Consider the following 21534-nt stretch of genomic DNA (forward strand, 5'->3'; position numbering starts at 1 on the left):
TACCTTACTTGGCGGCCAGCTTGGCGTAGCTGGTCATCAGGTTGCGGTAGTTGGGGATGTGGTTGGACAGCAGGGCGCCCAGGCCCTCGATGTCGTTGCGCCAGTCGCGGTGCAGTTCGCAGGCCACGCTGAACCAGTTCATCAGCTGCACGCCGGCGGCGCTCATGCGCGCCCAGGCGGCCTGCTGCACGGTCTTGTCGAAGGTGCCGGAGGCATCGGTCACCACGAAGACGTCGAAGCCTTCGGCGATGGCGGCCAGCGCCGGGAAGGCCACGCAGACGTCGGTCACCACGCCGGCGATGATCAGCTGCTTGCGGCCGGTGGCCTTGATGGCGGCGACGAAGTCTTCGTTGTCCCAGGCGTTGATCTGGCCGGGACGGGCGATGTACGGCGCCTCGGGGAACAGCTCGATCAGCTCGGGCACCAGCGGTCCGTTGGGGCCCTGCTCGAAGCTGGTGGTGAGGATGGTGGGCAGACCAAAGAACTTGGCGCTGTTGGCCAGGGCCAGGACGTTGTTCTTGAAGTCGCTGGGGGTGAAATCCTGCACCAGGGAGATCAGACCGGCCTGGTGGTCGATCAGCAGGACGACGGCATCGTTCTTGTCGAGACGGTTGTAGGGCTTGCTCATGGTGGAGTCCTCGGGGGGTGGTTGATGAGGTAACGGGCTGCGCTAGGCGCCGCCCAGGAGATGGCGGATGGCGATGGGTACGCCGGGGGTCTGGTACTGCCGCGCCGCCGCTTCCAGGCGCTGTTCGCCCTGGGTGACGCGGTGGTGGTGGCGCAGGTGTTCCAGCCAGGATTCGTCGCAGAAGAATTCCTGCCAGCGGCGCGGTTCGGCGCTGTCCTGCAGCAGCGCCCAGGAGAAGGCGCCGTTGCGCCGGCGCATGGCGCCCACCGCCTGCATGGCCTGGCGAAAGGCCGGGCCGTGCTCGGGGGCGATGTCGTATTCCAGGGTGACCATCACCGGGCCGCGCTCGCGGTCCAGGGAGTCGTCGAGGATGGGCGCCGGCCAGTGCAGCGAAGGCGCGATGTCCGCCGCCGGGGTGACCGGCAGGCGCAGGCGCCAGGTCAGCCCGATGCCAACCAGCAGCACCCCGGCCGCCGCGCTCAGCGCCACGCTCAGGGAGAAATGACTGGCCAGGGCGCCCCAGAGGAAGCCGCCCAGGGCGCTGGTGCCAAAGAACACCAGGATATAGACGGCCAGGGCACGGGCGCGCACCCAGGCGGGTACGGCGGTCTGGGCGGCCACCTGCAGGCTGGAGAGCACGGCGATCCAGGCCAGGCCGCTGGCCAGCATCACCGGCAACAGCCAGGCGAAGTCGCGGATCCAGGCCAGGCCGAGCAGGACCAGCGCATAGAGGGCACTGGCGCCGGCCACCAGCAGGTCGCTGGAGAGTCTTTCACGCAGGCGCGGCAGGAGCATGGCGCCGCCGATGGCGCCCAGGCCGACACAGCCGAGCAGGATGCCGAAATCCAGGGCGGTGCCCTGCAGGGCCTGGCGTACCAGCAGGGGCAGCAGGGCCATGCCGGCACTGGCGCCGAGGAAAAACGCGGCGGTCCGGGCCAGCACCACCTGCAGCTGGAGCGAGCTGCGGGCATAGCGGAAGCCGACCCGGACGGCGCCCAGCAGGCGCTCCGCGGGCAGCACGGCGGCTGCAGGTTGGCGTCGCCAGGTCAGGAGCGCGACGATCACGGCAAAAAAGGAGACGGCATTGAGGGCGAAGGTCAGCCAGGGACCGGCCAGGCTGACCAGCACCCCGGCCAGGGCCGGGCCGAGGGCGCGGGCCACGTTCATGCCCAGGCTGGACAGGGCGATGGCAGCGGGCAACTCGCTCTTGTCGACCAGCTCGGGGGTCAGCGCCGACCAGGCCGGCAGCATCAGCGCGGTGCCCACGCCCATGGCCAGGGTCAGGCCCAGCAGCAGCGGTACGGTCATCCAGCCGGCCAGGGTCAGACCAGCCAGGGCCAGGGCCACCGCGGCCATCCACAGCTGCACGCCGAGCAGATAGCGGCGCCGGTCGACGATGTCGGCCAGGGCGCCGGCCGGCAGCGCCAGCAGGAACATCGGCAACGCCCCCGCCACCTGCACCAGGGCCACCGCCAGGGGGCTAGCGGACAGCGAGGTCATCAGCCAGCCGGCGCCCACCTCGTGCATCCAGGTACCGATGTTGGAGGCGATGCTGGCCAGCCACAACCAGCGAAAGGTGCGCTGGCGCAGCGGCTGCCAGGGCGAGGCGGCGTTGGGAGTCACGGCGGCGGCGGTCATGGCGGCGCTCCTCAGAAGCTGAAGCAGGAGCAGCCGAAGGCGCCCCAGAAGCCACTGAAGTCGCTTACCGGCACCCGGCTCTGGCGCGCCCGCTCATGGCCGTGGCCATGCACGGCACAGGCACCGGCGCACTGGTGCACGGCGGCCTGCAGGGGCGCACCGGGTTTCCAGTGACCGGGCACCTTGACCACCGGCGACCAGTCCGGGGTGACCGGCAGGGGCGGCGGACCCAGACGATCGAATTCCTCGGCGCCATGGACGATGCGGCCACCAACCACGGTGAGCACCGACTCCAGGTGCTTGATGGCCTCTTCCTCGACCGTGAAGAAGTCCGCCGAGAGCACCGCCACGTCGGCCAGCTGGCCCACCCGCAGCTGGCCCTTCTTGCCCTGTTCCGAGGAGAACCAGGCACTGCCCTGAGTGAACAGCTGCAGCGCGGTGGCCCGTGGCAGGCCTTCCGGGTAGAGCGCGAGGCCGCCGACGGTACGGCCGCTGACCAGCCAGTACAGCGAGGTCCAGGGGTTGTAGCTGGAGACGCGGGTGGCGTCGGTTCCCGCGCCCACCGGCACGCCTTCGGCCAGCATCCGCTGGATCGGCGGGGTCTGCTCGGCGGCCTGGGCGCCATAGCGGTCGACGAAGTATTCGCCCTGGAAGGCCATGCGGTCCTGGATGGCGATGCCGCCGCCCAGCGCCTTGACCCGCTCGATGTTGCGCGGGCTGATGGTCTCGGCATGGTCGAAGAACCAGGGCAGGCCGTTGAAGGGCACGTCGCGGTTGACCCTTTCGAAGACGTCGAGCATCCGCGAGATGGATTCGTCGTAGGTGGCGTGCAGGCGGAACGGCCAGCGCTGCTCCACCAGGTGGCGCACCACGGGTTCCAGATCGGCTTCCATGGTGGGCGGCAGGTCCGGGCGCGGTTCGAGGAAGTCCTCGAAGTCGGCCGCCGAGAAGGCCAGCATCTCGCCGGCGCCGTTGTGGCGGAGGAAGTCGGTGCCCTGGTGCAGGGTGACGCTGCTGGTCCAGTTCTTGAAGTCGGTCAGCTCTTCCTTGGGTCGCTGGGTGAAGAGGTTGTAGGCGATGCGCACGGTGAGCTGGTCGGCGTCGGCCAGTTCCTGGATCACCTGATAGTCGTCCGGGTAGTTCTGGAAGCCGCCGCCGGCGTCGATGGCGCTGGTCAGCCCCAGGCGATTGAGTTCGCGCATGAACTGGCGGGTGGAATTGACCTGGTATTCCAGCGGCAGCTTGGGTCCCTTGGCCAGGGTGGCGTAGAGGATCATGGCGTTGGGCCGGGCGATGAGCATGCCGGTGGGCTCGCCGCGGGCATCACGCTGGATCTCGCCGCCTGGCGGATTGGGCGTGTCCCTGGTGTAGCCCACGACCCGCAGGGCGGCGCGATTGAGCAGCGCCCGGTCGTAGAGGTGGAGAATGAACACCGGGGTGTCCGGCGCCGCCTGGTTGAGTTCGTCCAGGGTCGGCAGGCGGCGCTCGGCGAACTGGAATTCGTTCCAGCCGCCCACAACCCGCACCCACTGGGGCGCCGGGGTGCGCTCGGCCTGGTCCTTGAGCATGCGCAGGGCATCCGCCAGCGAGGGCACGCCCTCCCAGCGCAGCTCCAGGTTGTAGTTGAGGCCGCCACGGATCAGGTGCAGGTGGGAATCATTGAGGCCGGGGATGGCGCGGCGCCCGCGCAGGTCGACCACCTGGGTGGCCGGGCCGCGATAGGCCATGACGTCGCTGTCGCTGCCCACGGCGATAAAGACGCCGTCCCTGATGGCGACCGCGGTCGCTTCGGGGCGCTCGGGATCGACGGTGTGGAGCTTGCCGTTGTGCAGGATCAGATCGGCGTATTGCATGTGGCCTCCGGGACCAGGGTCAGAAGCCCGGGCGCAGGGCGCCCGGGAAGGTTCAGCGGGCGACGAAGGCCAGCAGGTCGCGATTCAGCTGCTCGGCGTGGGTCACCGCGAAGCCGTGGGGCGCGCCGGCGTACACCTTGAGTTCGGCGCCGCGGATCAGCTGGGCGGCGAGCTTGCCGGTGGTTTCGAAGGGCACCACCTGGTCGGCGTCGCCGTGGATCACCAGGGTGGGTACGTCGACCTTGGCCATGTCCGGGCGGAAGTCGGTTTCCGAGAAGGCGGTGACGCAGTCCAGGGTGCCCTTCAGCGACGCCAGGAGGGCGATGTTGAGAGTCTGGGTGAAGACCCCGGCGGAGACCTGCTGGCCCTGGTTGGTGCCATAGAAGACCGGGGCGAAGTCGGCGAGGAACTGGGCGCGGTCCTTGAGCAGACCACCACGGATACCGTCGAAGACGCCCTGGTCAACGCCCTGGGGGAAGTCCGGCTTCTGCCCGAACAGCGGGGTGACGGCGCCGAGCAGCGCCAGCTTGGCGACCCGCGCCGAACCGTGGCGCGCCAGGTAGCGGCTGACGTCGCCACCGCCCATGGAGAAGCCCACCAGGGTGACGTCGCGCAGGTCCAGGTGCTCGATCAGCTCCTTGATGTCGTCGGCGAAGGTGTCGTAGTCGTAGCCGTTCCACGGCTGGCCGGAACGCCCGAAACCGCGGCGGTCGAAGGCGATGGCGCGATAGCCGTTGGCGGCCAGATGGTGCATCTGGTAGTCCCACATATCGGCGTCAAGCGGCCAGCCGTGGCTGAACAGCACGGGCTTGCCGCTGCCCCAGTCCTTGAAATAGATCTCGACGCCGTCGCGGGTGGTAAAGGTGCTCATGGTTGTTCGCCTCTAGCGGTGGGGGGAGTGGAAAAGGCGCCCGAGCGGGCGTTGAGCCAGGGCGCGCACAGGCGGCTCACCCTCGGCATGATCAGGAACACCACCAGTGGCACGATGCACAGGGTGATCAGCAGGTTGCTGGGCACCGGGCCGGCCAGCAGCGGATAGCGCGCGAACAGCGGCTGCCACAGCGGCGGGATCAGCATCGTCAGGGGCGCGATGACCAGGTAGGTGAGCACCGCCTGCTTCCAGGCCGGTGGCTGGCGCACGCCGGGGCGTGGCGGGGTGAACCAGAATTCGGCGTCGGCATGCACCTCGGGCGCATCGGCCTCGCGCAGCAGCGGCGCCACCTCGGCGATCAGCGCCTGGCGCTCCGGCGAGGCCAGCCAGGCCTGCAGTTGTTCGACGTCGGCGAAGCGCACCAGGGTGGTGAAGGCGGCGCCCTCCTCGGCCGGCGGGATGACGTCCACGCCGAGGTGACCGCAGGCCGCGCGGGCGGCGGTGACCGCGCGCTGCAGCCAGCGCTGATAGGCCTGGTGCTGGCCGGCCAGGGGCTGGTGGCGGATCACCAGGGTGACGATGCGGCCGTGGGCCTGGTGCGGGTCCTGCCCGAGCGCGGCGCTCATGACAGGGCCCTGGCGAAACCGCCCTGGGCGGCGTGACGCCTGGCCAGCCGCGCCTCCAGCGAGTAGCGACCCGGTCCGGTGAGTGCCAGGGTGCCGAACAGCACCAGCAGCAGCCAGCCGAACTGGCCCTCTTCCAGCGACCACTGCGGATGCACCACCAGCAGGGCGATCAGCAGCAGCCCCAGGATCGGCAGGCAGGCCAGGCGCGTCGCCCAGCCGAGGGCGATCAACAGCGGGCAGAGCACCTCGGCGAAGACGGCGAAACCCAGGGTCGGCCAGGCGCCCAGGTGCAGCGGGTCCTCGATCAGCCCAAGCTGCTGGCGGAAATGCAGCGCCTTGGGCAGGCCGTGCACCGCCAGGAGCAGTCCGGCGCCACCCAGGCGCAGGAACAAGAGTCCCAGATCCAGTCGCGTCTCGCGCATGGCCCATCCTCCTGATGAGAGAGTCGGCTGCGAGAAAAGCCCCGCGCCGTCGATGGGGCGGACTTTCGCCCGGACGCTGGGGAGCGGCCTTGGACGTCTGTGCTGGTTTTTGTACGCCTGTGCTGTGGCGTGCAGGTGAAAGGATTCAGGTCACAACAGCGGCCTGAACGTGCCGAACAGTCAACTCATGCGTGACGGTAAAACGCCGACCAGCTACTTAATCGATTTCAAGGTGGACAGTAATCTGCGCCCATCGCATCCAAGCCGGATGCCAGACCTTTAAAGGACAGCTGACGATGAACACCACCCAAGCCCTCACCGCCACCACCGGCCGCCTGCTGCTCGCCAGCCTCTTCCTGTTCAGTGGCGTGGGCAAACTGCTCGCCCCGGCCGCCACCAAGGGCTACATCGCCGCCATGGGCCTGCCTTTCCCGGACCTCGCCTACCTGGGCGCCCTGGTGGTGGAGCTGGGCCTCGCCAGCCTGCTGCTGATCGGCTATCGCACCCGGCCGGTGGCCCTGGCCATGGCCGCCTTCACCCTGGTCACCGCCCTGGTGTTCCACAGCCACTTCGCCGACCAGAATCAGTTGATCCACTTCCTCAAGAACGTCGCCATCGCCGGGGGCCTGCTGCAGGTGGCGGCCTTCGGCGCCGGGGCCCTGAGCCTGGATGGCCGGCGACCGCTGCGGGCGGCCCGGCTGGCCTGATCGCCCTCGCTCGTTGCGCCCGCCTGGATCCTTGGGTTCAGGCGGGCGCCGTCACATCCAGCATCCTGGCGCAGGCCTCGCGCACCAGCTCGAGGAACAGGCGCAGTCGCGCCGGATAGACCCGGGCGTAGGGATAGATGAGATAAATCGGCAGGGGCGTGGCCTGCCATTCGGGGAGCAGATGTACCAGGCGCCCCGCGGCGACGTCCTCGCGTACCATCCAGTGCGACAGCGCCGCGCAGCCCAGTCCCCGCACCGCGGCATGCCGGGCGACGAAGAGACTCTCGGTGGCCAGCCGCGCCCGCAAGGGGATCAGCCGGCTTTCGCCAGAAGAACCCAGCTGCAGGCGCAATTCGGTCTGGTAGAACTGGGTCATGGCGATCCAGGGCAGCGCCGTCAGCTCCTCGGGTGCCCTCAGCGTGCCTGCCAGGTCCGGCGCCGCCACCAGGATGCGCTGGACATCGCCCAGGCGCACCGCCACGGTGTCCGAATCCTCCACCGCCCCCACCCGAATCGCGCAGTCGACGCCATCGGCGACGAAATTCGGTGCGCGGTCACTGAGCACCCAGTCCACCTGCATGCCCGGATAGCGCCGCAGATAGGTCTCCAGGGGATCGAGCAACTGCTCCTGACCGAAGGCATGGGGCATCACCACCCGCAGCCGTCCCTCGGGCTCGGCATGGGCGCCGTGCAGGGCGGCGGCGAAGGCCTGCCAGTCGCCGAGCAGTTGCTGGGCCTGGCGATAGCAGCGCTGGCCATCCTCGGTCAGGCGCAGGGCATGGGTCGAACGCTGCACCAGACGCACCTGCAGCGCCGCTTCCAGTGCCTGCAGCCGTCGGCTGACGGTGGGCTGGGTGGTGCCGAGCTGACGCGCGGCCGCCGACAGACTGCCGGCCTCGACGATGCGGATGAAGGTCTCCAGCAGGTCGAGACGGTCGTGAGAAAAGGTACTGTTCATACGGCCTACGTATACCCCCTGTACCTGGCGTTCGGCTACAGGTCGCGACAGCTCTGGTCGAGAATGCGCTCATCGTCTTCCCACCGGATGAACCGCCATGAACGACATTCCACTCCCGCATAGCCAGACCTCAGCGCACCGTACCGGCCTGTCCCCTGCCCTGCTCGGCCTGCTGGCCACCGGCGCCGGCCTCAGCGTGGCCAACCTCTATTACAGCCAACCCCTGCTGGGCACCCTGGCCAGTGCCCTGCCCGCGCCCGCTGCCGACGTCGGGCTGATCCCCACCCTCACCCAGCTCGGCTATGCCCTGGGTCTGCTGCTGCTCGCACCCCTGGGTGATCGCTTCGACCGCCGTCGCATCATCCTGGCCAAATTGGCCGTACTGCTGCTGGCGCTGCTGGGCGCCAGCCTGGCGCCGGGCCTGCACGGGCTGCTGCTGGCCAGCCTGGTGACCGGGCTGGCCGCCACCGTGGCCCAGGACCTGGTGCCCGCCGCCGCGACCCTGGCGCCGCCGGCCGAGCGCGGACGCATCGTCGGCACGGTGATGACCGGCCTGCTGCTGGGCATCCTGCTATCCCGGGTGGTCAGCGGCCTGGTGGGCGAGTGGCTTGGCTGGCGGGCGGTCTATCTGTTCGCCGCCCTGAGCATCGCCGCCATCGGCGTGGCGGTCTGGCGCGGCCTGCCCGCCTTCGCCGCCACCACCCAACTCAGCTATCCGGCCCTGCTCGGCTCCCTGGGCGCGCTCTGGCGCCGCCATGCCGCCCTGCGCCGGGCGACCCTGGCGCAAGGCCTGCTGTCGGTCGGCTTCAGCGCCTTCTGGTCGACCCTCGCCCTCTATCTGCACGCCGGGCCCTTCCAGCTGGGCAGCGCCGCCGCCGGCGCCTTCGGCCTGGCCGGTGCCGCCGGTGCCCTGGCCGCGCCCTGGGCCGGCCGCCTGGCGGATCGCCATGGCTCGGAGTGGGTAACGCGGCTGGGCATCGGCCTGGCGGCCCTGGCCTTCGCCAGCCTGCTCCTGCTGCCCTGGCTACCGGGCGTGACCGGTCTGGTGCTGCTGGCGCTGGCGACGGTGGTCTTCGACCTGGGCGTCCAGGCCACCCTGATCGCCCACCAGGCCCAGGTCTACGGCCTGGAGCCCGAGGCGCGCAGCCGACTCAACGCGGTGCTCTTCACCGGCATGTTCATCGGCATGGCCAGCGGTGCCGCCCTGGGCAGCCTGCTGCTGGCCCGGCTGGGCTGGAGTGGCGTCGCCGGCCTGGCGCTGGCCACCGCCCTGCTGGCCCTGGCGGTACGGCTCTGGCCTGGCCGTCCGCGCCCGGTTCGGTGATCGCGGACCAGGATCTGACGCCACCCAGCTCGAGGCATCGTCAACCAGGATAGGACGACCATTCTCCTCCCAGCCCGTTAATCAAACCGCAGCGCCACAGTAGGATGACTTCCATGGCGTCGGTACAGACCGCGCCCCCTTCAGACAAGGAGCCTCATCATGCTGGCCATTCGTAAAGCTTCCGATCGCGGCGCCGCCAACCACGGCTGGCTCAAGTCCTTCCACACCTTTTCCTTCGCCAGCTACCGCAATCCGGCGGAACAGGGCTTTTCCGACCTGCTGGTGATCAACGACGACACCGTGACCGGGGGCCAGGGCTTCGGCGAGCACCCGCATCGCGACATGGAGATCTTCTCCTACGTGCTCGAAGGCGCCCTGGAGCACCAGGACAGCCTGGGCACCGGCTCGGTGATCCGCCCCGGTGACGTCCAGCTGATGAGCGCCGGCAGCGGCGTCAGCCACAGCGAGTACAACCACTCCGCAAGCGAGCGGGTGCACTTCCTGCAGATCTGGATCGTGCCCAACGTGCGCCGCGCCGAACCGCGCTACCAGCAGCAGCACTTCAGCACCGCGGCCAAGCGTGGTCGCCTGGCCCTGATCATCTCGCCGGACGGCGCCGAGGGTTCGCTGGAAGTGCGCCAGGACGCCCGCGTCTACGCCGGGCTGTTCGACGGCAGCGAGAGCGCCCGCCTGCAACTGGCCCCCGAGCGCCATGCCTATGTGCACGTCGCCCGCGGCAGCCTGGAGCTGAACGGCGTCCTGCTGCAGGCCGGTGACGGCGCAAGGCTGCGCGGCGAACGCGAGCTGCAGCTGGCCCACGGCACCGACGCCGAGGTGCTGGTGTTCGATCTGCGGCCCAACGAACTGCCGCAAATGCCCTGACTACGATTTGCTGCGCGTCGGCCACACTGCGTTGAAAAGACCTTCGGAATGCTCATTTACCACTCGTAAACTCCGCTTCCTCAGGTCTTTTCGCCTTGTTTGGCTCTAGCTCGCGAAATCGTATGCCCCGCTTGCGCTAGGAGGCCGCTCACTCGGCCTCCCCTTGCCGAGAACGCGCCATGAGCACCCAAGCCCTGACCTCCCTGGTGGCCGGTAACGCCACCCTCTGGCTGACGCTGAACGTCTTTGGCGAACAGCTGGGCCTGCCGGTACCGGCCTATCCCTCGCTGGTGGTGATGGGCGCGGCGGCCGATGAGGCCGAATTGCTCCTGGCGCTTCTGGCTACCGTGGCGGTCACCGGGGTGGCCGATCTGCTCTGGTACTGGGCCGGTCGGCGGCATGGTGCCTGGCTGCTGCGCCATCTGCCGGGGCATGTCCCGGCCGCCACCCGCTTGCCCGGCCTGCTACTGGTGGCCAAGTTCATTCCCGGCGCCGCGGCCCTCGCCACCCTCAGCGCCGGGGCCAGTGCCATGCCCCTGCGGCGCTTCCTGGCCTACGACCTGGGCGGCGCCACCCTGTGGATCGGCTCCGGCCTGGCCCTGGGTCGGCTGTTCGAGGCGCACATCCTGGCCCTGCTCGACGGACTCCAGGCCTATGGCCCGGCGCCCCTGCTGCTCGCCGGTCTGCTCGGCCTCGCCCTGCTGGGCTGGCACCTGCTGGCCCGCCGGCACGCTCGGCCAAGTCCGTCGCGACAGTATTGCGCCTAGACGGTTGCCGTCTTAACGCTAATTAACGATAGCCAACTCGCACGTCAGACAACTGCACGGAATCATTCTCATCCAGGCGGTCGCGCCACGCGGCTGGTTTGATAGGGAGAGCGCCATGTCCATGACCGTCGATAGCACCCTGGCTCTATCCAGTACCCGACTGGTCGGTTTGGCAGCCTGGCAGGAACGGCTGGCCAAGGAAGTCCTGCTGCAGCATCTGGAGCGCGGCATCAGCGTCAGCCAGGTCGCCTCCGTCTGCGGCCTGTCGCGCAGTCACTTCACCCGCCAGTTCAAGCTCAGCGCCGGACTCGCCCCCCTGGAATGGTTGCGCCAGCAACGCATCGACCGTGCCCGGCACCTGCTCGCCGAGCACCGACTACCCCTGGCGGCGATCGCCCTGGAGTGCGGCTTCTTCGATCAGGCGCATCTGAGCCGGGTGTTCACCCGCGCCGTCGGGGTCCCGCCGCTGGCCTGGCAACAGCAGGCCCTGGAGCGGCGGTTGCTGACGGAACTGGCGCAGGTGCAGCCGCAGCATGGCCAGCAGGCGGTAGCCTAGGGCCGCCCCGCTGCCTTCCACCAGGATCAGCGACTTGTCCACCAGTTGCCCCAGCAGGGGAATGAACAAGGCCTCCTCCAGCCCGCGCTGCGCCGCCAGGCGCAGGGCCTGCTGACGACTGAAGCGCTCGCCGGCCTCGGCCAGGGTCGCCAGCACGGCGAATTCCGACTCGCTCAGGCTGTGCAGACTCCAGTCGAGCATGGCGCCAAGGCTGCGCTGGCGTTGCGCCGCCGTGCGCCGTCCGGCCACGCTCAGGTAATAGCCGCCGTCGAGTTGCGCCAGTACCCCCGCCAGGCCCAGCGCCGCCACCTGCTCGGCCAGGATCTCCAGCGCGAGGGGCACGCCTTCGCTGCGGCGGCAGATCTCGCCCACCAGCTGCACGTCGGCCGGCCGCAGCTGCAGCCCCGGCAGGCGCGCCCGGGCACGTCGGACGAACAGGCGAAAGGCCGGCTCGCGCATGGCGTCGCGCAGTTGCCGCGCGGGTGGTTGCGCGACCGGCAGCGGCGCCAGGCGCAACACGGCCTCGCCTTCCACCCGCAGGGCTTCGCGACTGGTGACCAGTACCCTGAGTTGCGGACAGCCCTGCAGCAGGTTTTCCACCAGCCAGGCCGCGGGTTCGACCAGGCGCTCGGCGTTGTCCAGCACCAGCAGCAGGCGCCGCGTGGCCAGCGCCTCCTGCAGCGCCGGCAGGCCACTACCGCTGGCCAGGCCCAGGTCACTGGCGAGACGGTCCACCAGCGCCATCATGTGGCCCAGCGCCGCAAGATCGAGACTCTGGATCCCGTCGGCGAAGTCTTCCAGCGTGGGCAGCAGGTGCTGGACCAGCAGCGACTTGCCGACACCGCCGGTGCCCACCACCGACACCAGGCGACGTTGCGCGAGCAGGCGACGCAATTCGACCAGGCTGGTGTCGCGCCCTTCCAGGGGCGTCAGGGGCAGCGGCGTCTCGGCCAGCGGCGTGAGGTCCGCTTCGTTCAGGCGCTCCACCGCCAGGGCGAAGCCGTAGCCGCGCTGCCGGGCGCTGAGAATGGGATCCCGATCGCTGTAGGGCCGCAGCACCCGGCGCAGGGCAGAGATGTGCACCCGCAGATTGATGTCCTCGACGACGGCGCCGGGCCAGACCCGGGCCATCAGGGTTTGCTTGCCGACCAGCTCGCCGGGGTGCTCCAGCAGCACCCGCAGGATATCCAGTGCGCGCCCACTCAGGGGCAGCGGCCGCTCGCCATCCAGCAGCAGGCGCCGGCGCGCATCCAGGACCAGGCCGCAGAAGCGGAAGGCACTGGCGTCTTCCAGGGACTTGGGCTCTTGCATGACCATGTCGCGCCCCCTCGCTGCGGGTCCTGCGGGCACCTGGCTCCGCAGCCCCCTCACCGGTAGGCGCCTCTCCTTGCCGATAGGTATGACCATTCTGGCCGCTGCCCAGGCAAGGCGTATGACGATCTACGGCCAGAAGCTGCCATCGATGGGCGTGATACCGCCATCCGCAGCTGCGTTCAGCTGAACTGGTAGCGGTACTGCGCCGGGGTCAGCCCCAGATGGCTCTGGAAGGCGGCGCGCATGCAGCGATCGCTGGCGAAGCCGCTGCGAAAGGCCACGGTCTTCAGCGGCAGCTCGGAGGTCTCCAGCAATTCGCGCGCATGATCGATGCGCGCCCTGAGCACGAACTCCAGGGGCGTCATGCCGGTGTCGCGCTTGAACACCCGGGCGAAGTTGCGGGTGCCCATGGTGGCGAGTTCGGCGAGCCGGCTGATCGAATAGGCCTGGTCGATGTTCGCTACGACATGCTGCTGCACCCGGGTGATGGCGGTGGTCGCCTCCGGCTCGTCGAACAGCGGACTGAACTGGGCCTGCTTGCCCTGCCGCTGGGTCACCACCACCAGCACCTTGGCCACCTCCCGGGCGATGGCCTTGCCGTGGTCTTCGGCCACCAGCGCCAGCGCCAGGTCGATGCCGGCGGTGACTCCGGCCGAGGTGAGCAGCGGGCCGTCGCTCAGGTAGATCTCGTCGGCGGTCACCTGGGCGCGGGGAAAACGGCGCGCCAGGCGTTCGCGATAATTCCAGTGGGTGGTCACCCGCCGGCCATCGAGCAGACCGGCGCTGCCGAGCAGAAAGGTGCCGGTGCAGACCGCCCCGTAGCGCGGGCACTGCGCGGGCACCTGCCGTAGCCAGGCCGCGACGTCGGGATGGGGCTCCAGATAGGCACCCGGCCCGCCGGGCACCAGCAGCAGGTCGTAGGCCCCCGGCGTTTGCTGGGTGGTGAGCTCCGTGCGTATCGTCATGCCATTCGAACAACGCAGGGTCCGCCGCCGCCCCGCGGCGATGGTCACGATGCGATAGTGGTCGGCCGCCGGCAGATAGCGATTGGCGATGGAGAACACCTCCACCGGCCCGGCGAAATCCAGCATCAGCACCTCGGGGACCAGCAAGAAAGCCACTGTCCTCGTCATGGCGATACATCCTTATCCGTGTTGCAGTTTGTCCTTGGACGCTGGAGCGTCCGGGTGACGGTAGGGACGAGGATAAGGATCTGTCCCCCGAGGACAAGCAGTAGCAAAAGGCCATCTATCTACCTTTTGCCACGCGCGATCAGGGGCCAACGAAAGGAAGGCCTCTGGCTCAGGGTTCTTGTGGACCGGCTATTGGCGCTACCCCCGCCGCAACCTGATCAGGGTGATCTCGCTCGGCGCGCCGAAACGCATCGGCGGGCCCCAGTAGCCAGTGCCGCGGCTGATGTAGACGGTCAGTCGACCCAGGCGGTGGATGCCGGCCACCCAGGGTTGCTGCAGGCGCACGAAGTGCATCCAGGGCCAGAACTGGCCGCCGTGGGTGTGGCCGGAGAGCTGCAGATCGGCGCCGGCGGCTTCGGCCTTGGGCGCCGAGCGCGGCTGGTGGGCCAGCAGCAGGCGGAACAGGCCTTCCGGGGTGCCGGCGAAGGCGGCGGCGGCGTCGCTGCGGTGGCTGGGCACATAGAGCGGCGCCGAGTAGTCGGTGATGCCGGCCAGCACGAAGGGCGTGCCCTGGTGCTGCAGCACCCGATGCTCGTCGAGCAGCACGGTCAGGCCCTGGTCGCGCCAGGTGCGCACCCAGGCTTCGGCGCCGGAATAGTATTCGTGGTTGCCGGTGATGGCGTAGGTGCCCAAGCGCGCCTTGAGCCCTTGCAGCGGCAGGAATTCGTGCTGCAGTTCAGCCACGCTGCCGTCCACCAGGTCACCGGTGATGGCCACCAGATCGGCGTCCAGGCCGTTGACCCGGTCGACGATGCGTTGCAGATAGCCGGCCTTGATGGTCGGGCCGATGTGCAGGTCGCTCAGTTGCACGATGCGCAGTCCGTCCAGGCCGGAGGGCAGGCTGGGCAAGGCCACTTCCACTTCCTTGACCCTGGCCGTGCGGCGGGCGTTGTAGACGCTGCGCAGGGCCACCAGCAGCACCAGTCCCAGCACCGCCCAGGCACTGCCGACGCGCCAGGCGGCGTCCAGCGGCTGACCGATGAGGCTGGCCAGGGCCACCACCAGACCGCGCAGCAGGCTGAACACCGCCAGGCTGGAGAACACGCCCATGGCGATCAGCGCCGCCCAGGCCAGCAGGCGCGAATTCATGTCCCGCGAACGAAAGCCCAGGGGCACCAGGACGAAGGACAGCAGCAGCAGGGCCCAGAAGGGTAGCTGGGCGGCCGGCGTCAGCCCGAGGTCACCGATGACGCTGAGGCCGATGAACAGGTGCAGGGCGAAGAGAACCAGATACATCATGGCGCGGGAGCGGAACATGGAGGGCCCTGAGGCGAGGAAGAGGTCTTACCTTAGCACCCCGCCGGTCGCCCCTCGGAGCCCCGGTGTGTTTCCAGCTACAACGATTCAGCCGGCATTCAGCGCGGCTCCGCCTCGCCGGCCTGGGCCGCCTGATCCGCCCGCCGCCCCAGGTAGAAGCCGAGCCAGGCCCAGAGCGCCGCGCAGCCGGCGCCCACCAGCGCCGGCAGCCAGGCGCCGTGGCCGAGCAGATCCAGCAGACTCTTGGCCCAGCCGCTGGCGGCGTCACCGGCGCGATAGACCACGGTGTCGATGAAGTTCTTGGCCTTGTACTGGGTCTCGGCGTCCAGCGGCGCGAAGAGCATCTCGCGGCCCGGGCGGATGAAGGCGTATTCGCCGATCCGCCTGACGATCATCAGCCCCGCCAGCATGGCGAAGGTGGGCAGCAGCGCGAGGCCCAGGAAGCCGATGCACATCAGCAGCGGCACCCCGGCCAGCAGGACGCGCACGCCCAAGCGCTGGGCCAGGCGGCCGGTGATCAGCACCTGGCTGACCAGGGCACCGGCCTGGACCACGAAGTCCAGCAGGCCGAACACCTGCACCTGGCGGGCGCGATCGGGAAACAGCTCGGCCACCAGTCGCGCCTGCTCGAAGTAGAGAAAGGTGCTGACCGTGGCCAGCAGGATGACGAAGGCGCTCACCGCCAGTAGATAGGGCGAGGCCAGCACCCGGGTCAGGCCGCTGAAGGGATTGCCGGCCACCGGGCGACGTGGGCTTTCGGTCGGCGGCGCACCCGGGCGTCCGGCACCGCGGGTCTCGCGCCAGCCCATCAGATAGGCCTTGAGCCTGAGCGCCAGGAGCAGCAGCGCGGCGGCCAGCAGCGCCAGGCCCGCTTCGCCGATCAGGGGCGCCAGGGCGGCGGCCAGCACCGGCCCGAGCAGCCCGCCGACACTGGCCCCGGCGGCGATGAAGGCGAACAACCGCCGCGCCTGGGCGCCGTCGAAGACATCGGCCATCAGACTCCAGGCCACCGAGACCACGAAGAGGTTGTAGACCGAGATCCAGACATAGAAGGTGCGTGCCAGCCAGACGCTGTCGCCTAAGCTTGCGAAGCAGGCGGCGAAGGCCAGGAGGTTGAGCGCGAAGAAGCCATAGACCCAGTCAACGAAGCGAATCCGCGCCACCCGCGAATTGAGCCAGGCGAACAGCGGCACGGCGAGCAGCATCACCACAAAGGTGGCGGTGAACAGCCACTGCAGATTCTCCACGCCGCCGGCGATGCCCATGGCCTCGCGGATCGGCCGCAGCATGAAGTAGCCGGCGAACAGGCAGAGAAACAGCGCAAAGCCCGCCAGGGCCGCGGACGACTCACCGGCGCGGGCGTCGAGGACGCGACCGAGCCAGTCCTTCATCTAGGCGAACAGCCCGGCGATGGCCTCGCGCTGGCGCGCATCGGGCAGCCGCCCGCGTCCGGCCTGGAGGTTGTCGACCATGTAGCGCGGATTGCTGGTGGCGGGGATCACCGCGGTCACCGCCGGGTCGGCGAGGATGAACTTGAGCAGCAGCTGCGCCCAGCTGGTCGCGCCCAGTTCGGCGGCCAGCGGCGGCAGTGGCTTGCCACGGGTGCCGGAGAGCAGGTTGCCGCGCTGGAAGGGCCTATTGATCAGCACGGCGATGCCCTGGTCGCGGCAATAGGGCAGCAGGCGTTTTTCGGCTTCGCGCTCGCCCACGGAATAGTTGAACTGCACGAAGTCGACCTTTTCCTTTTTCAAGGTAGCGAGCAGATCGTCCAGCGCCGCTTCGCGATAATGGGTGACGCCCACGTAGCGCACCTTGCCGGCCTGCTGCTGTTCGCGCAGCAGGGCCAGCTGGTTGGCGGTGTCCTGCAGGTTGTGCACCTGGACCAGATCCAGGCGCTCGGTCTGCAGGGCCTTGAAGCTGGCGGCCAGTTGCGCCGCGCCGCGTTCGCGGCCGGTAGAGGAAATCTTGGTGGCGAGAAAGACCTTGTCGCGGGCCTGGGCCCGCCTGACCAGCTCGCCGGCCACCCGTTCGGAGTTGCCATAGCTGGGCGCGGTATCGATGAGGGTGCCACCGCCGTCGAGCAACGCCTTGAGCACCTCCTGCAGCGGCGCCAGGGTGGCGTCGTTCAGGTCGACATCGAGATTGCCCGAGGTGCCCAGGCCGATGACGGGCAGCGCCTCGCCGGTGCGCGGGATCTTGCGGGTCAGCAGCGGCTCGGCGGCCTGGGCACTTTGCCACAGCCAGGGCGCGGCGGTCACGGCCGCAGCCAGGGCGGTGGTGGTCTGCAGGAAATGGCGACGGGTCGGCATGGCGGGCCTCGCGACGATCGGATTCGGAAAGGTGACCCTTGAGTTAAGCGGTTCTTCCAGCCGATCGCCCGCCCGGCTCATTGCGGCATGTTGCGGCGCTCTCGCAGGTTGGGCTGAGCGCAGCGAAGCCCAACAGTGCCCGGGGTCGAACATCCCTCGACAGAGGAGCCGTCTCAACCCAACGTACGTACTGGCTCCCCTAGCGTGGACAACGGCGAAGCCTTGTCCACTGGTCAGCTCTGACTGCCCAGCGGAAAACGCTGCGCGGTTTTCCACGCTACGGGTTGGCGACATCCTGGCCCGCAAGGATGTCGTGATCCGCCGGCGGCAGGCTGCCGTCGCCGCCCAGGTAGCGGTCGTAGAAATCCCGCACCGTGACGTTCTTGTGCTTGGCTTCGAACATGATGTCGAAGCGGTCGAGGAACTGGCAGGCGTAGCGGTTGCACCAGTCGTTCCACATCATGTCGCTGTGGGCATAGAGCAGCCGCTTGCTGATCTGCTGCAACAGGAACTTGATGTCGATACGCTCGCTGGGCGAGACGCCCATTTCCATCAGCGCCTCCGGCGGCTGGGAGTAATGCATGGCCGGACGCACCCCGCGCCAGCTGTCGATGATGCGCGCTACCCGTGGCTCCCAGGGATCGATGTAGGCCTCCTCGTGGATCCAGCAGTGGTGGATGTCCAGCACCACGGGGGCGAGGTCGGCCAGTTGCAGGCAGTCGTCGACGCCATAGGTCTTTTCGTCGTTCTCGAAGGTGATGCAGTTGCGCGCCTCGCTGGAAAGACGTGGCCAGACCGCGCGGATGCCCGGCACGCCCAGGCGACCGGCGATGTGCACGTTGCACTTGAAGTCCTGGAATGTCTGGCCGTAGCTCATCAGGCGGATCATGTCGGCGTGGTATTCGAATTCCTTCAGGCTGTTCTCCACCACCTCCGGGCGATCCGAGCCCAGCACGCAGAATTGCCCGGGGTGCAGCGACAGCCGCACATCGCGGCGGCGCGCCAGCTCGCCCAGTCGGCCGAAGCGATCCTCCAGCAACGCCTGCAATTCCTGGGAGCGATAGAAGTAGGCGAATTCGGCGTGGCTGTAGAAGGGCAGCAGGTCGCTGCTCAGGCGCAGCATGCGCAGATTGTCCGGCAGGTCGGCGACGTGCTCGACGAATCTCAGCTGGGCGTCGAGGTTGTGGGTGACCACGTCCAGCAACTTGGCCTCGGCGGCGGCGCGCTCGACGCTGCCCAGCCAGCGCAGGGTGGTGGTGCGGGTGTTGAAGGCCCGCTCGACCTGCTCCAGTTCCTTGAGCGACAGGCTGCGCTCGGGGTGACGGTACATGCAGGCAAAGCCGATTCGATACATGGGACGCTCGGGTCGATGACTATAGGGATTAGTCCGCGCGGCGCCGCTTGGGTGCGGGTGGGGTGATGGGTGGAGGGGTGTCACCTGGAAATGTGGTGCCTGGGCGTGCCCTCACCCCGGCCCTCTCCCAGGGGGAGAGGGGGTGGTATGGCAAGGGGGGTGACGTTCTCGATGTATCAGCTTGAGCGGCGGCAGCCAGTGGAAAACGCTGCGCGGTTTTCCACGCTACGGGAATCGAGACTATCGCGGCCATGGCGGTCCGCCGATGCGGCCGCTCCTAGAGGGGATGAGGCTCTTGTAGGAGCGGCCCATGGCCGCGATGAAGATGCGCCCAAGCCTCCTAGCCCGGCCCCAACCACACCGTTAGAGCAGGCAGCGGTAGGGTGGAAAACGGCGCAGCCTTTTCCACGCGTGCTCGGGCTGCCCTACCCCGGCCCGAACCACTGCGTCAGGGCATGCAGCACCAGCCCCACCAGGCCGCCCACCAGGGTGCCGTTGATGCGGATGAATTGCAGGTCCTTGCCGACGCTCTGCTCCAGTTGCTGGACCAGTTCATCGGTATCCCAGGCGGCTACCCGCTCGGCGATGTAGTCGCCGATGCGCTGGCGGTTGCGGTCGATGAAGGGCGGCGCCACCGCCATCAGCTGCTCGTTGATCCAGCGTCTCATGGCTTCGTCGCGACTGAGCGTCTCGCCCAGTTCGGCCAGTAGCCGGCCCAGGCGGCGGCGGATGCGCGAATCCGGCGCGGCGAGATCCGCCTGCAGCCAGTTCACCAATTCGTCCCACAGCTCCTGTAGATAACCCGCCAGCGCCGGGTGCTCCAGCAGCCGGTCGCGCAACTGTTCGCCGCGCAGGCGAAAGGCCGGGTCCTGCTTGAGGCGCTCGATGAAGCCGACCAGATAGCCATCGAAATGCCGCCGCAACTCGTGCTCGCGGTCATGGCTGATCTCGCCGATCAGCCGCGACACCGCCTGCACCACCTTGATCGCCGACCAGCGCCCGACCCGCTCGTCCAGCCCCAGGTATTTGAGGGTGCGCAGTTCGCCGCCAATGGTGCGGGCGATCAGCGCCTGGGTGTCTTCGTCCTGCAGCAGGCGATCGATCTCCTGCAGCACCTCGTCGAGCACCGCCTGGTGGCGGCCGTCGGCGGTCAGCATGTCGAGCAGTTCGCCGGACAGCGCCGCCACGTCCAGGCGCTGCAGCCGCTCCACCGCCACCCGGCGGATGAAGGCCTGCACCCGCACCTCGCGCAGGGCCTCCAGGGAATAGCGGGCGACGCCGGTGGCCTGGCTGGCCACCGCAGCGGCGTTGTCCGGCTGACGCAACCAGCCGGCCAGGCGCCCGGCGGCGTCCAGTTCCTCCAGTTTGGCCAGCACCTGGGGCGTGGCGAGGAAGTGCAGGCAGATGAAGTCCGACAGCTTGCGCCCGACCCCGGCCTTGTTGCGCGGGATGATGGCGGTGTGGGGAATCGGCAGGCCCAGCGGATGGCGGAACAGCGCGGTCACCGCGAACCAGTCGGCGATGGCGCCGACCATGGCCGCCTCGGCGAAGGCGGCGGCGTAGCCCCAGGCCGGATGGCGGGCTTCGAGGGCGGTGGCCAAGCAGTAGAGCGCCGCCGCCAGGAACAGCAGCAGCAGCGCGATGAGCTTCATGCGCCGGGCCGGGGTGAGGCCGTCGCCGGAGAGTGTGGTCATGGAAAGGGGACAATCCTCGCGCGGGATGATCCCGGCATCCTACCCCAGACTAGAGTCTGACCCAGCGCTCCTCCTGCGCCGATTGCCGCGCGGCCTGGGCCAGGCGCTCCACCTCCCAGGCCTCCTGGAAGTCGACGCCGGTGTGATCGGGGTTGCCGCCCAGGGCCTCCAGCAGCGAGCGGACCTCCAGGGTCTTGAGTTCGTTGTAGCCGAGCTGGTGGCCGGGGGCCGGGCAGAAGGCGGCGTAGTCCGGCAGGTGCGGACCGGCCAGCAGGGTACGGAAACCGGCCAGGCCCGGACGGTCGCCGACCTGGTAGAGGCGCAGTTCGTTGAGGCGCTCCTGGTCGAAGCTGAGGGTGCCGCGGGTGCCGCAGACCTCGAAGGCCAGGCGATTCTTGCGCCCGTGCTTGAGCCAGCTGGTGGTCAGGGTGCCGCGAGCGCCACTGGCGAAGCGCAACAGCAGATGGGCCTGGTCGTCGATCTCCACCGTGCGGGTGCCGCCCTGGTGGGGCCGCTGGCCATGGGCGGTGTGCAGATCGGCGCACAGCGCCGCCACCGGGCCGAGCAGAAAGCGCGCCAGCGACAGGATATGGCTGCCCAGGTCGGCCAGGGCGCCGCCTGCCTGGCGGGTCTCGCAACGCCAGGTGAAGGGCCCCTGGGGATCGCCCATGAAGTCTTCGCTGAATTCCCCACTGAAGCTGACGATCTCGCCCAGCTCGCCGCTCTGGATCAACTCGCGCGCCTGCTTGAGCATGGGATTCTGCAGGTAGTTGTAGCCGACCCGGTTGACCACCCCGGCCTGGCGCGCGGCGTCGCGCATCCGCGTGGCCTCGTCCAGACTGACCGCCAGGGGCTTCTCGCAGTAGACCGCCTTGCCGGCCGCCAGGGCCGCCAGGGCCATGGGCGCGTGCAGCAGGTTGGGGGTGGTGATGGCCACCAGCTCGACCTGGGGATCGGCGATCAGGCGCTCCCAGTCGCAGCTGCGGACGAAACCCCAGGCGTCGGCGCAGCGGGCGGCGCGTTCCGGATCGGCGTCGGCCAGGGCCACCAGCCGCGGACGGACCGGCAAACTGAAGCTGCTCGCCGCGTGATGGAAGGCCTGGGCGTGGGCATGACCCATGAAGCCGGTGCCGATCAGACCGATGCCGATGTCGCGCATGTCGTTCTCCGTCAGAGGTATG

At 69.0% G+C, this 21534-nt stretch carries 19 protein-coding genes and 1 pseudogene; 5 read left to right on the top strand and 15 right to left on the bottom strand.

Translation table 11 applies throughout. The features are described 5' to 3' along the window. Positions 1 to 4: 4 nt before the first annotated feature. Genes ycaC through DBY63_RS20885 form a run of 6 tightly spaced genes read right to left on the bottom strand, consistent with a single transcriptional unit; the run spans position 5 to position 6038 of the window. The gene (gene ycaC / locus DBY63_RS20860) at positions 5 to 628 is read right to left on the bottom strand and encodes an isochorismate family cysteine hydrolase YcaC (protein ID WP_042136560.1); all 624 of its coding nucleotides are present in this window, start codon (positions 626 to 628) and stop codon (positions 5 to 7) included. A 42-nt stretch (positions 629 to 670) separates the two neighbouring features. Then, positions 671 to 2266, bottom strand: a complete 1596-nt coding sequence (locus DBY63_RS20865) for an MFS transporter (protein ID WP_037007292.1) — start codon at positions 2264 to 2266, stop codon at positions 671 to 673. Between the two features lie 11 nt (positions 2267 to 2277). Further along, on the bottom strand, positions 2278 to 4119 hold the full coding sequence (locus tag DBY63_RS20870; protein ID WP_108582785.1) for an amidohydrolase: 1842 nt from the start codon (positions 4117 to 4119) through the stop codon (positions 2278 to 2280). A 52-nt stretch (positions 4120 to 4171) separates the two neighbouring features. After that, positions 4172 to 4990, bottom strand: coding sequence for an alpha/beta hydrolase (locus DBY63_RS20875; RefSeq protein ID WP_108582786.1), 819 nt, complete (start codon positions 4988 to 4990; stop codon positions 4172 to 4174). After that, a complete protein-coding gene (locus tag DBY63_RS20880) occupies positions 4987 to 5616 on the bottom strand; it encodes an antibiotic biosynthesis monooxygenase (protein WP_108582787.1) in 630 nt (209 codons plus the stop codon). Before DBY63_RS20880 ends, DBY63_RS20875 begins: the two co-directional genes overlap by 4 nt. Continuing rightward, positions 5613 to 6038, bottom strand: coding sequence for a DoxX family protein (locus DBY63_RS20885; RefSeq protein ID WP_027599156.1), 426 nt, complete (start codon positions 6036 to 6038; stop codon positions 5613 to 5615). Before DBY63_RS20885 ends, DBY63_RS20880 begins: the two co-directional genes overlap by 4 nt. A 296-nt stretch (positions 6039 to 6334) precedes the next feature. On the opposite strand from DBY63_RS20885, the gene DBY63_RS20890 reads away from it, so the two are divergent. Further along, positions 6335 to 6745 carry a DoxX family protein gene (locus DBY63_RS20890; protein WP_042136548.1) on the top strand — a complete coding sequence of 137 codons (411 nt, stop codon included), beginning with the start codon at positions 6335 to 6337 and terminating at the stop codon, positions 6743 to 6745. A 37-nt stretch (positions 6746 to 6782) separates the two neighbouring features. Here DBY63_RS20890 and DBY63_RS20895 read toward each other — a convergent pair whose 3' ends face one another. After that, positions 6783 to 7703 carry a LysR family transcriptional regulator gene (locus DBY63_RS20895; protein ID WP_108582788.1) on the bottom strand — a complete coding sequence of 307 codons (921 nt, stop codon included), beginning with the start codon at positions 7701 to 7703 and terminating at the stop codon, positions 6783 to 6785. A 97-nt stretch (positions 7704 to 7800) separates the two neighbouring features. Here DBY63_RS20895 and DBY63_RS20900 point away from each other — a divergent pair, with 97 nt between their 5' ends. The 4 genes from DBY63_RS20900 to DBY63_RS20915 all read left to right on the top strand — a co-directional run bounded on the left by DBY63_RS20900 (position 7801) and on the right by DBY63_RS20915 (position 11232). Further along, positions 7801 to 9027 (top strand): MFS transporter, encoded by a 1227-nt coding sequence (locus DBY63_RS20900; protein ID WP_108582789.1) that lies wholly within the window; start codon positions 7801 to 7803, stop codon positions 9025 to 9027. Positions 9028 to 9186: 159 nt separating this feature from the next. Continuing rightward, positions 9187 to 9909, top strand: coding sequence for a pirin family protein (locus DBY63_RS20905; protein ID WP_027599152.1), 723 nt, complete (start codon positions 9187 to 9189; stop codon positions 9907 to 9909). A gap of 179 nt (positions 9910 to 10088) precedes the next feature. Then, positions 10089 to 10676 carry a VTT domain-containing protein gene (locus DBY63_RS20910; RefSeq protein ID WP_007161531.1) on the top strand — a complete coding sequence of 196 codons (588 nt, stop codon included), beginning with the start codon at positions 10089 to 10091 and terminating at the stop codon, positions 10674 to 10676. Between the two features lie 115 nt (positions 10677 to 10791). After that, entirely contained in the window at positions 10792 to 11232 is a 441-nt protein-coding gene (locus DBY63_RS20915; protein WP_044342902.1) for an AraC family transcriptional regulator, read from the top strand. A 621-nt stretch (positions 11233 to 11853) separates the two neighbouring features. Here DBY63_RS20915 and DBY63_RS25385 read toward each other — a convergent pair. The 8 genes and pseudogenes from DBY63_RS25385 to DBY63_RS20955 all read right to left on the bottom strand — a co-directional run. Next, positions 11854 to 12639, bottom strand: a pseudogene (locus DBY63_RS25385) (winged helix-turn-helix domain-containing protein); the annotation flags it as partial. Positions 12640 to 12725: 86 nt separating this feature from the next. Then, a complete protein-coding gene (locus tag DBY63_RS20925; RefSeq protein WP_177411486.1) occupies positions 12726 to 13679 on the bottom strand; it encodes a GlxA family transcriptional regulator in 954 nt (317 codons plus the stop codon). A 198-nt stretch (positions 13680 to 13877) separates the two neighbouring features. Further along, on the bottom strand, positions 13878 to 14996 hold the full coding sequence (locus DBY63_RS20930) for a metallophosphoesterase (RefSeq protein ID WP_108582792.1): 1119 nt from the start codon (positions 14994 to 14996) through the stop codon (positions 13878 to 13880). Positions 14997 to 15094: 98 nt separating this feature from the next. Further along, positions 15095 to 16387: an MFS transporter gene (locus DBY63_RS20935; RefSeq protein WP_108582793.1), complete on the bottom strand. Its 1293-nt coding sequence runs from the start codon at positions 16385 to 16387 to the stop codon at positions 15095 to 15097. After that, on the bottom strand, positions 16388 to 17305 hold the full coding sequence (locus DBY63_RS20940; RefSeq protein ID WP_108582794.1) for an aldo/keto reductase: 918 nt from the start codon (positions 17303 to 17305) through the stop codon (positions 16388 to 16390). 277 nt (positions 17306 to 17582) lie between these two features. Further along, positions 17583 to 18659: a UV DNA damage repair endonuclease UvsE gene (gene uvsE / locus DBY63_RS20945; protein WP_108582795.1), complete on the bottom strand. Its 1077-nt coding sequence runs from the start codon at positions 18657 to 18659 to the stop codon at positions 17583 to 17585. A gap of 425 nt (positions 18660 to 19084) precedes the next feature. Continuing rightward, positions 19085 to 20353 (bottom strand): DUF445 domain-containing protein, encoded by a 1269-nt coding sequence (locus DBY63_RS20950; RefSeq protein ID WP_108582796.1) that lies wholly within the window; start codon positions 20351 to 20353, stop codon positions 19085 to 19087. A gap of 49 nt (positions 20354 to 20402) precedes the next feature. Continuing rightward, complete coding sequence (locus tag DBY63_RS20955) at positions 20403 to 21512, bottom strand: Gfo/Idh/MocA family oxidoreductase (RefSeq protein WP_108582797.1); 1110 nt, start codon at positions 21510 to 21512, stop codon at positions 20403 to 20405. Between the last annotated feature and the right edge of the window lie 22 nt (positions 21513 to 21534).

The sequence above is a fragment of the Pseudomonas sp. RIT411 genome, from assembly GCF_003057735.2.
Classification (GTDB): Bacteria; Pseudomonadota; Gammaproteobacteria; order Pseudomonadales; family Pseudomonadaceae; genus Chryseomonas; species Chryseomonas oryzihabitans.

Coding starts and splice junctions, on each gene's coding strand:
- DBY63_RS20915 (WP_044342902.1), top strand. CDS start 10,792: ATGTCCATGACCGTCGATAGCACCCTGGCTCTATCCAGTACCCGACTG.
- DBY63_RS20880 (WP_108582787.1), bottom strand. CDS start 5,616: ATGAGCGCCGCGCTCGGGCAGGACCCGCACCAGGCCCACGGCCGCATC.
- DBY63_RS20865 (WP_037007292.1), bottom strand. CDS start 2,266: ATGACCGCCGCCGCCGTGACTCCCAACGCCGCCTCGCCCTGGCAGCCG.
- DBY63_RS20925 (WP_177411486.1), bottom strand. CDS start 13,679: ATGACGAGGACAGTGGCTTTCTTGCTGGTCCCCGAGGTGCTGATGCTG.
- DBY63_RS20935 (WP_108582793.1), bottom strand. CDS start 16,387: ATGAAGGACTGGCTCGGTCGCGTCCTCGACGCCCGCGCCGGTGAGTCG.
- DBY63_RS20950 (WP_108582796.1), bottom strand. CDS start 20,353: ATGACCACACTCTCCGGCGACGGCCTCACCCCGGCCCGGCGCATGAAG.
- DBY63_RS20895 (WP_108582788.1), bottom strand. CDS start 7,703: ATGAACAGTACCTTTTCTCACGACCGTCTCGACCTGCTGGAGACCTTC.
- DBY63_RS20910 (WP_007161531.1), top strand. CDS start 10,089: ATGAGCACCCAAGCCCTGACCTCCCTGGTGGCCGGTAACGCCACCCTC.
- ycaC (WP_042136560.1), bottom strand. CDS start 628: ATGAGCAAGCCCTACAACCGTCTCGACAAGAACGATGCCGTCGTCCTG.
- DBY63_RS20890 (WP_042136548.1), top strand. CDS start 6,335: ATGAACACCACCCAAGCCCTCACCGCCACCACCGGCCGCCTGCTGCTC.
- DBY63_RS20955 (WP_108582797.1), bottom strand. CDS start 21,512: ATGCGCGACATCGGCATCGGTCTGATCGGCACCGGCTTCATGGGTCAT.
- DBY63_RS20885 (WP_027599156.1), bottom strand. CDS start 6,038: ATGCGCGAGACGCGACTGGATCTGGGACTCTTGTTCCTGCGCCTGGGT.
- uvsE (WP_108582795.1), bottom strand. CDS start 18,659: ATGTATCGAATCGGCTTTGCCTGCATGTACCGTCACCCCGAGCGCAGC.
- DBY63_RS20940 (WP_108582794.1), bottom strand. CDS start 17,305: ATGCCGACCCGTCGCCATTTCCTGCAGACCACCACCGCCCTGGCTGCG.
- DBY63_RS20875 (WP_108582786.1), bottom strand. CDS start 4,990: ATGAGCACCTTTACCACCCGCGACGGCGTCGAGATCTATTTCAAGGAC.
- DBY63_RS20870 (WP_108582785.1), bottom strand. CDS start 4,119: ATGCAATACGCCGATCTGATCCTGCACAACGGCAAGCTCCACACCGTC.
- DBY63_RS20905 (WP_027599152.1), top strand. CDS start 9,187: ATGCTGGCCATTCGTAAAGCTTCCGATCGCGGCGCCGCCAACCACGGC.
- DBY63_RS20900 (WP_108582789.1), top strand. CDS start 7,801: ATGAACGACATTCCACTCCCGCATAGCCAGACCTCAGCGCACCGTACC.
- DBY63_RS20930 (WP_108582792.1), bottom strand. CDS start 14,996: ATGTTCCGCTCCCGCGCCATGATGTATCTGGTTCTCTTCGCCCTGCAC.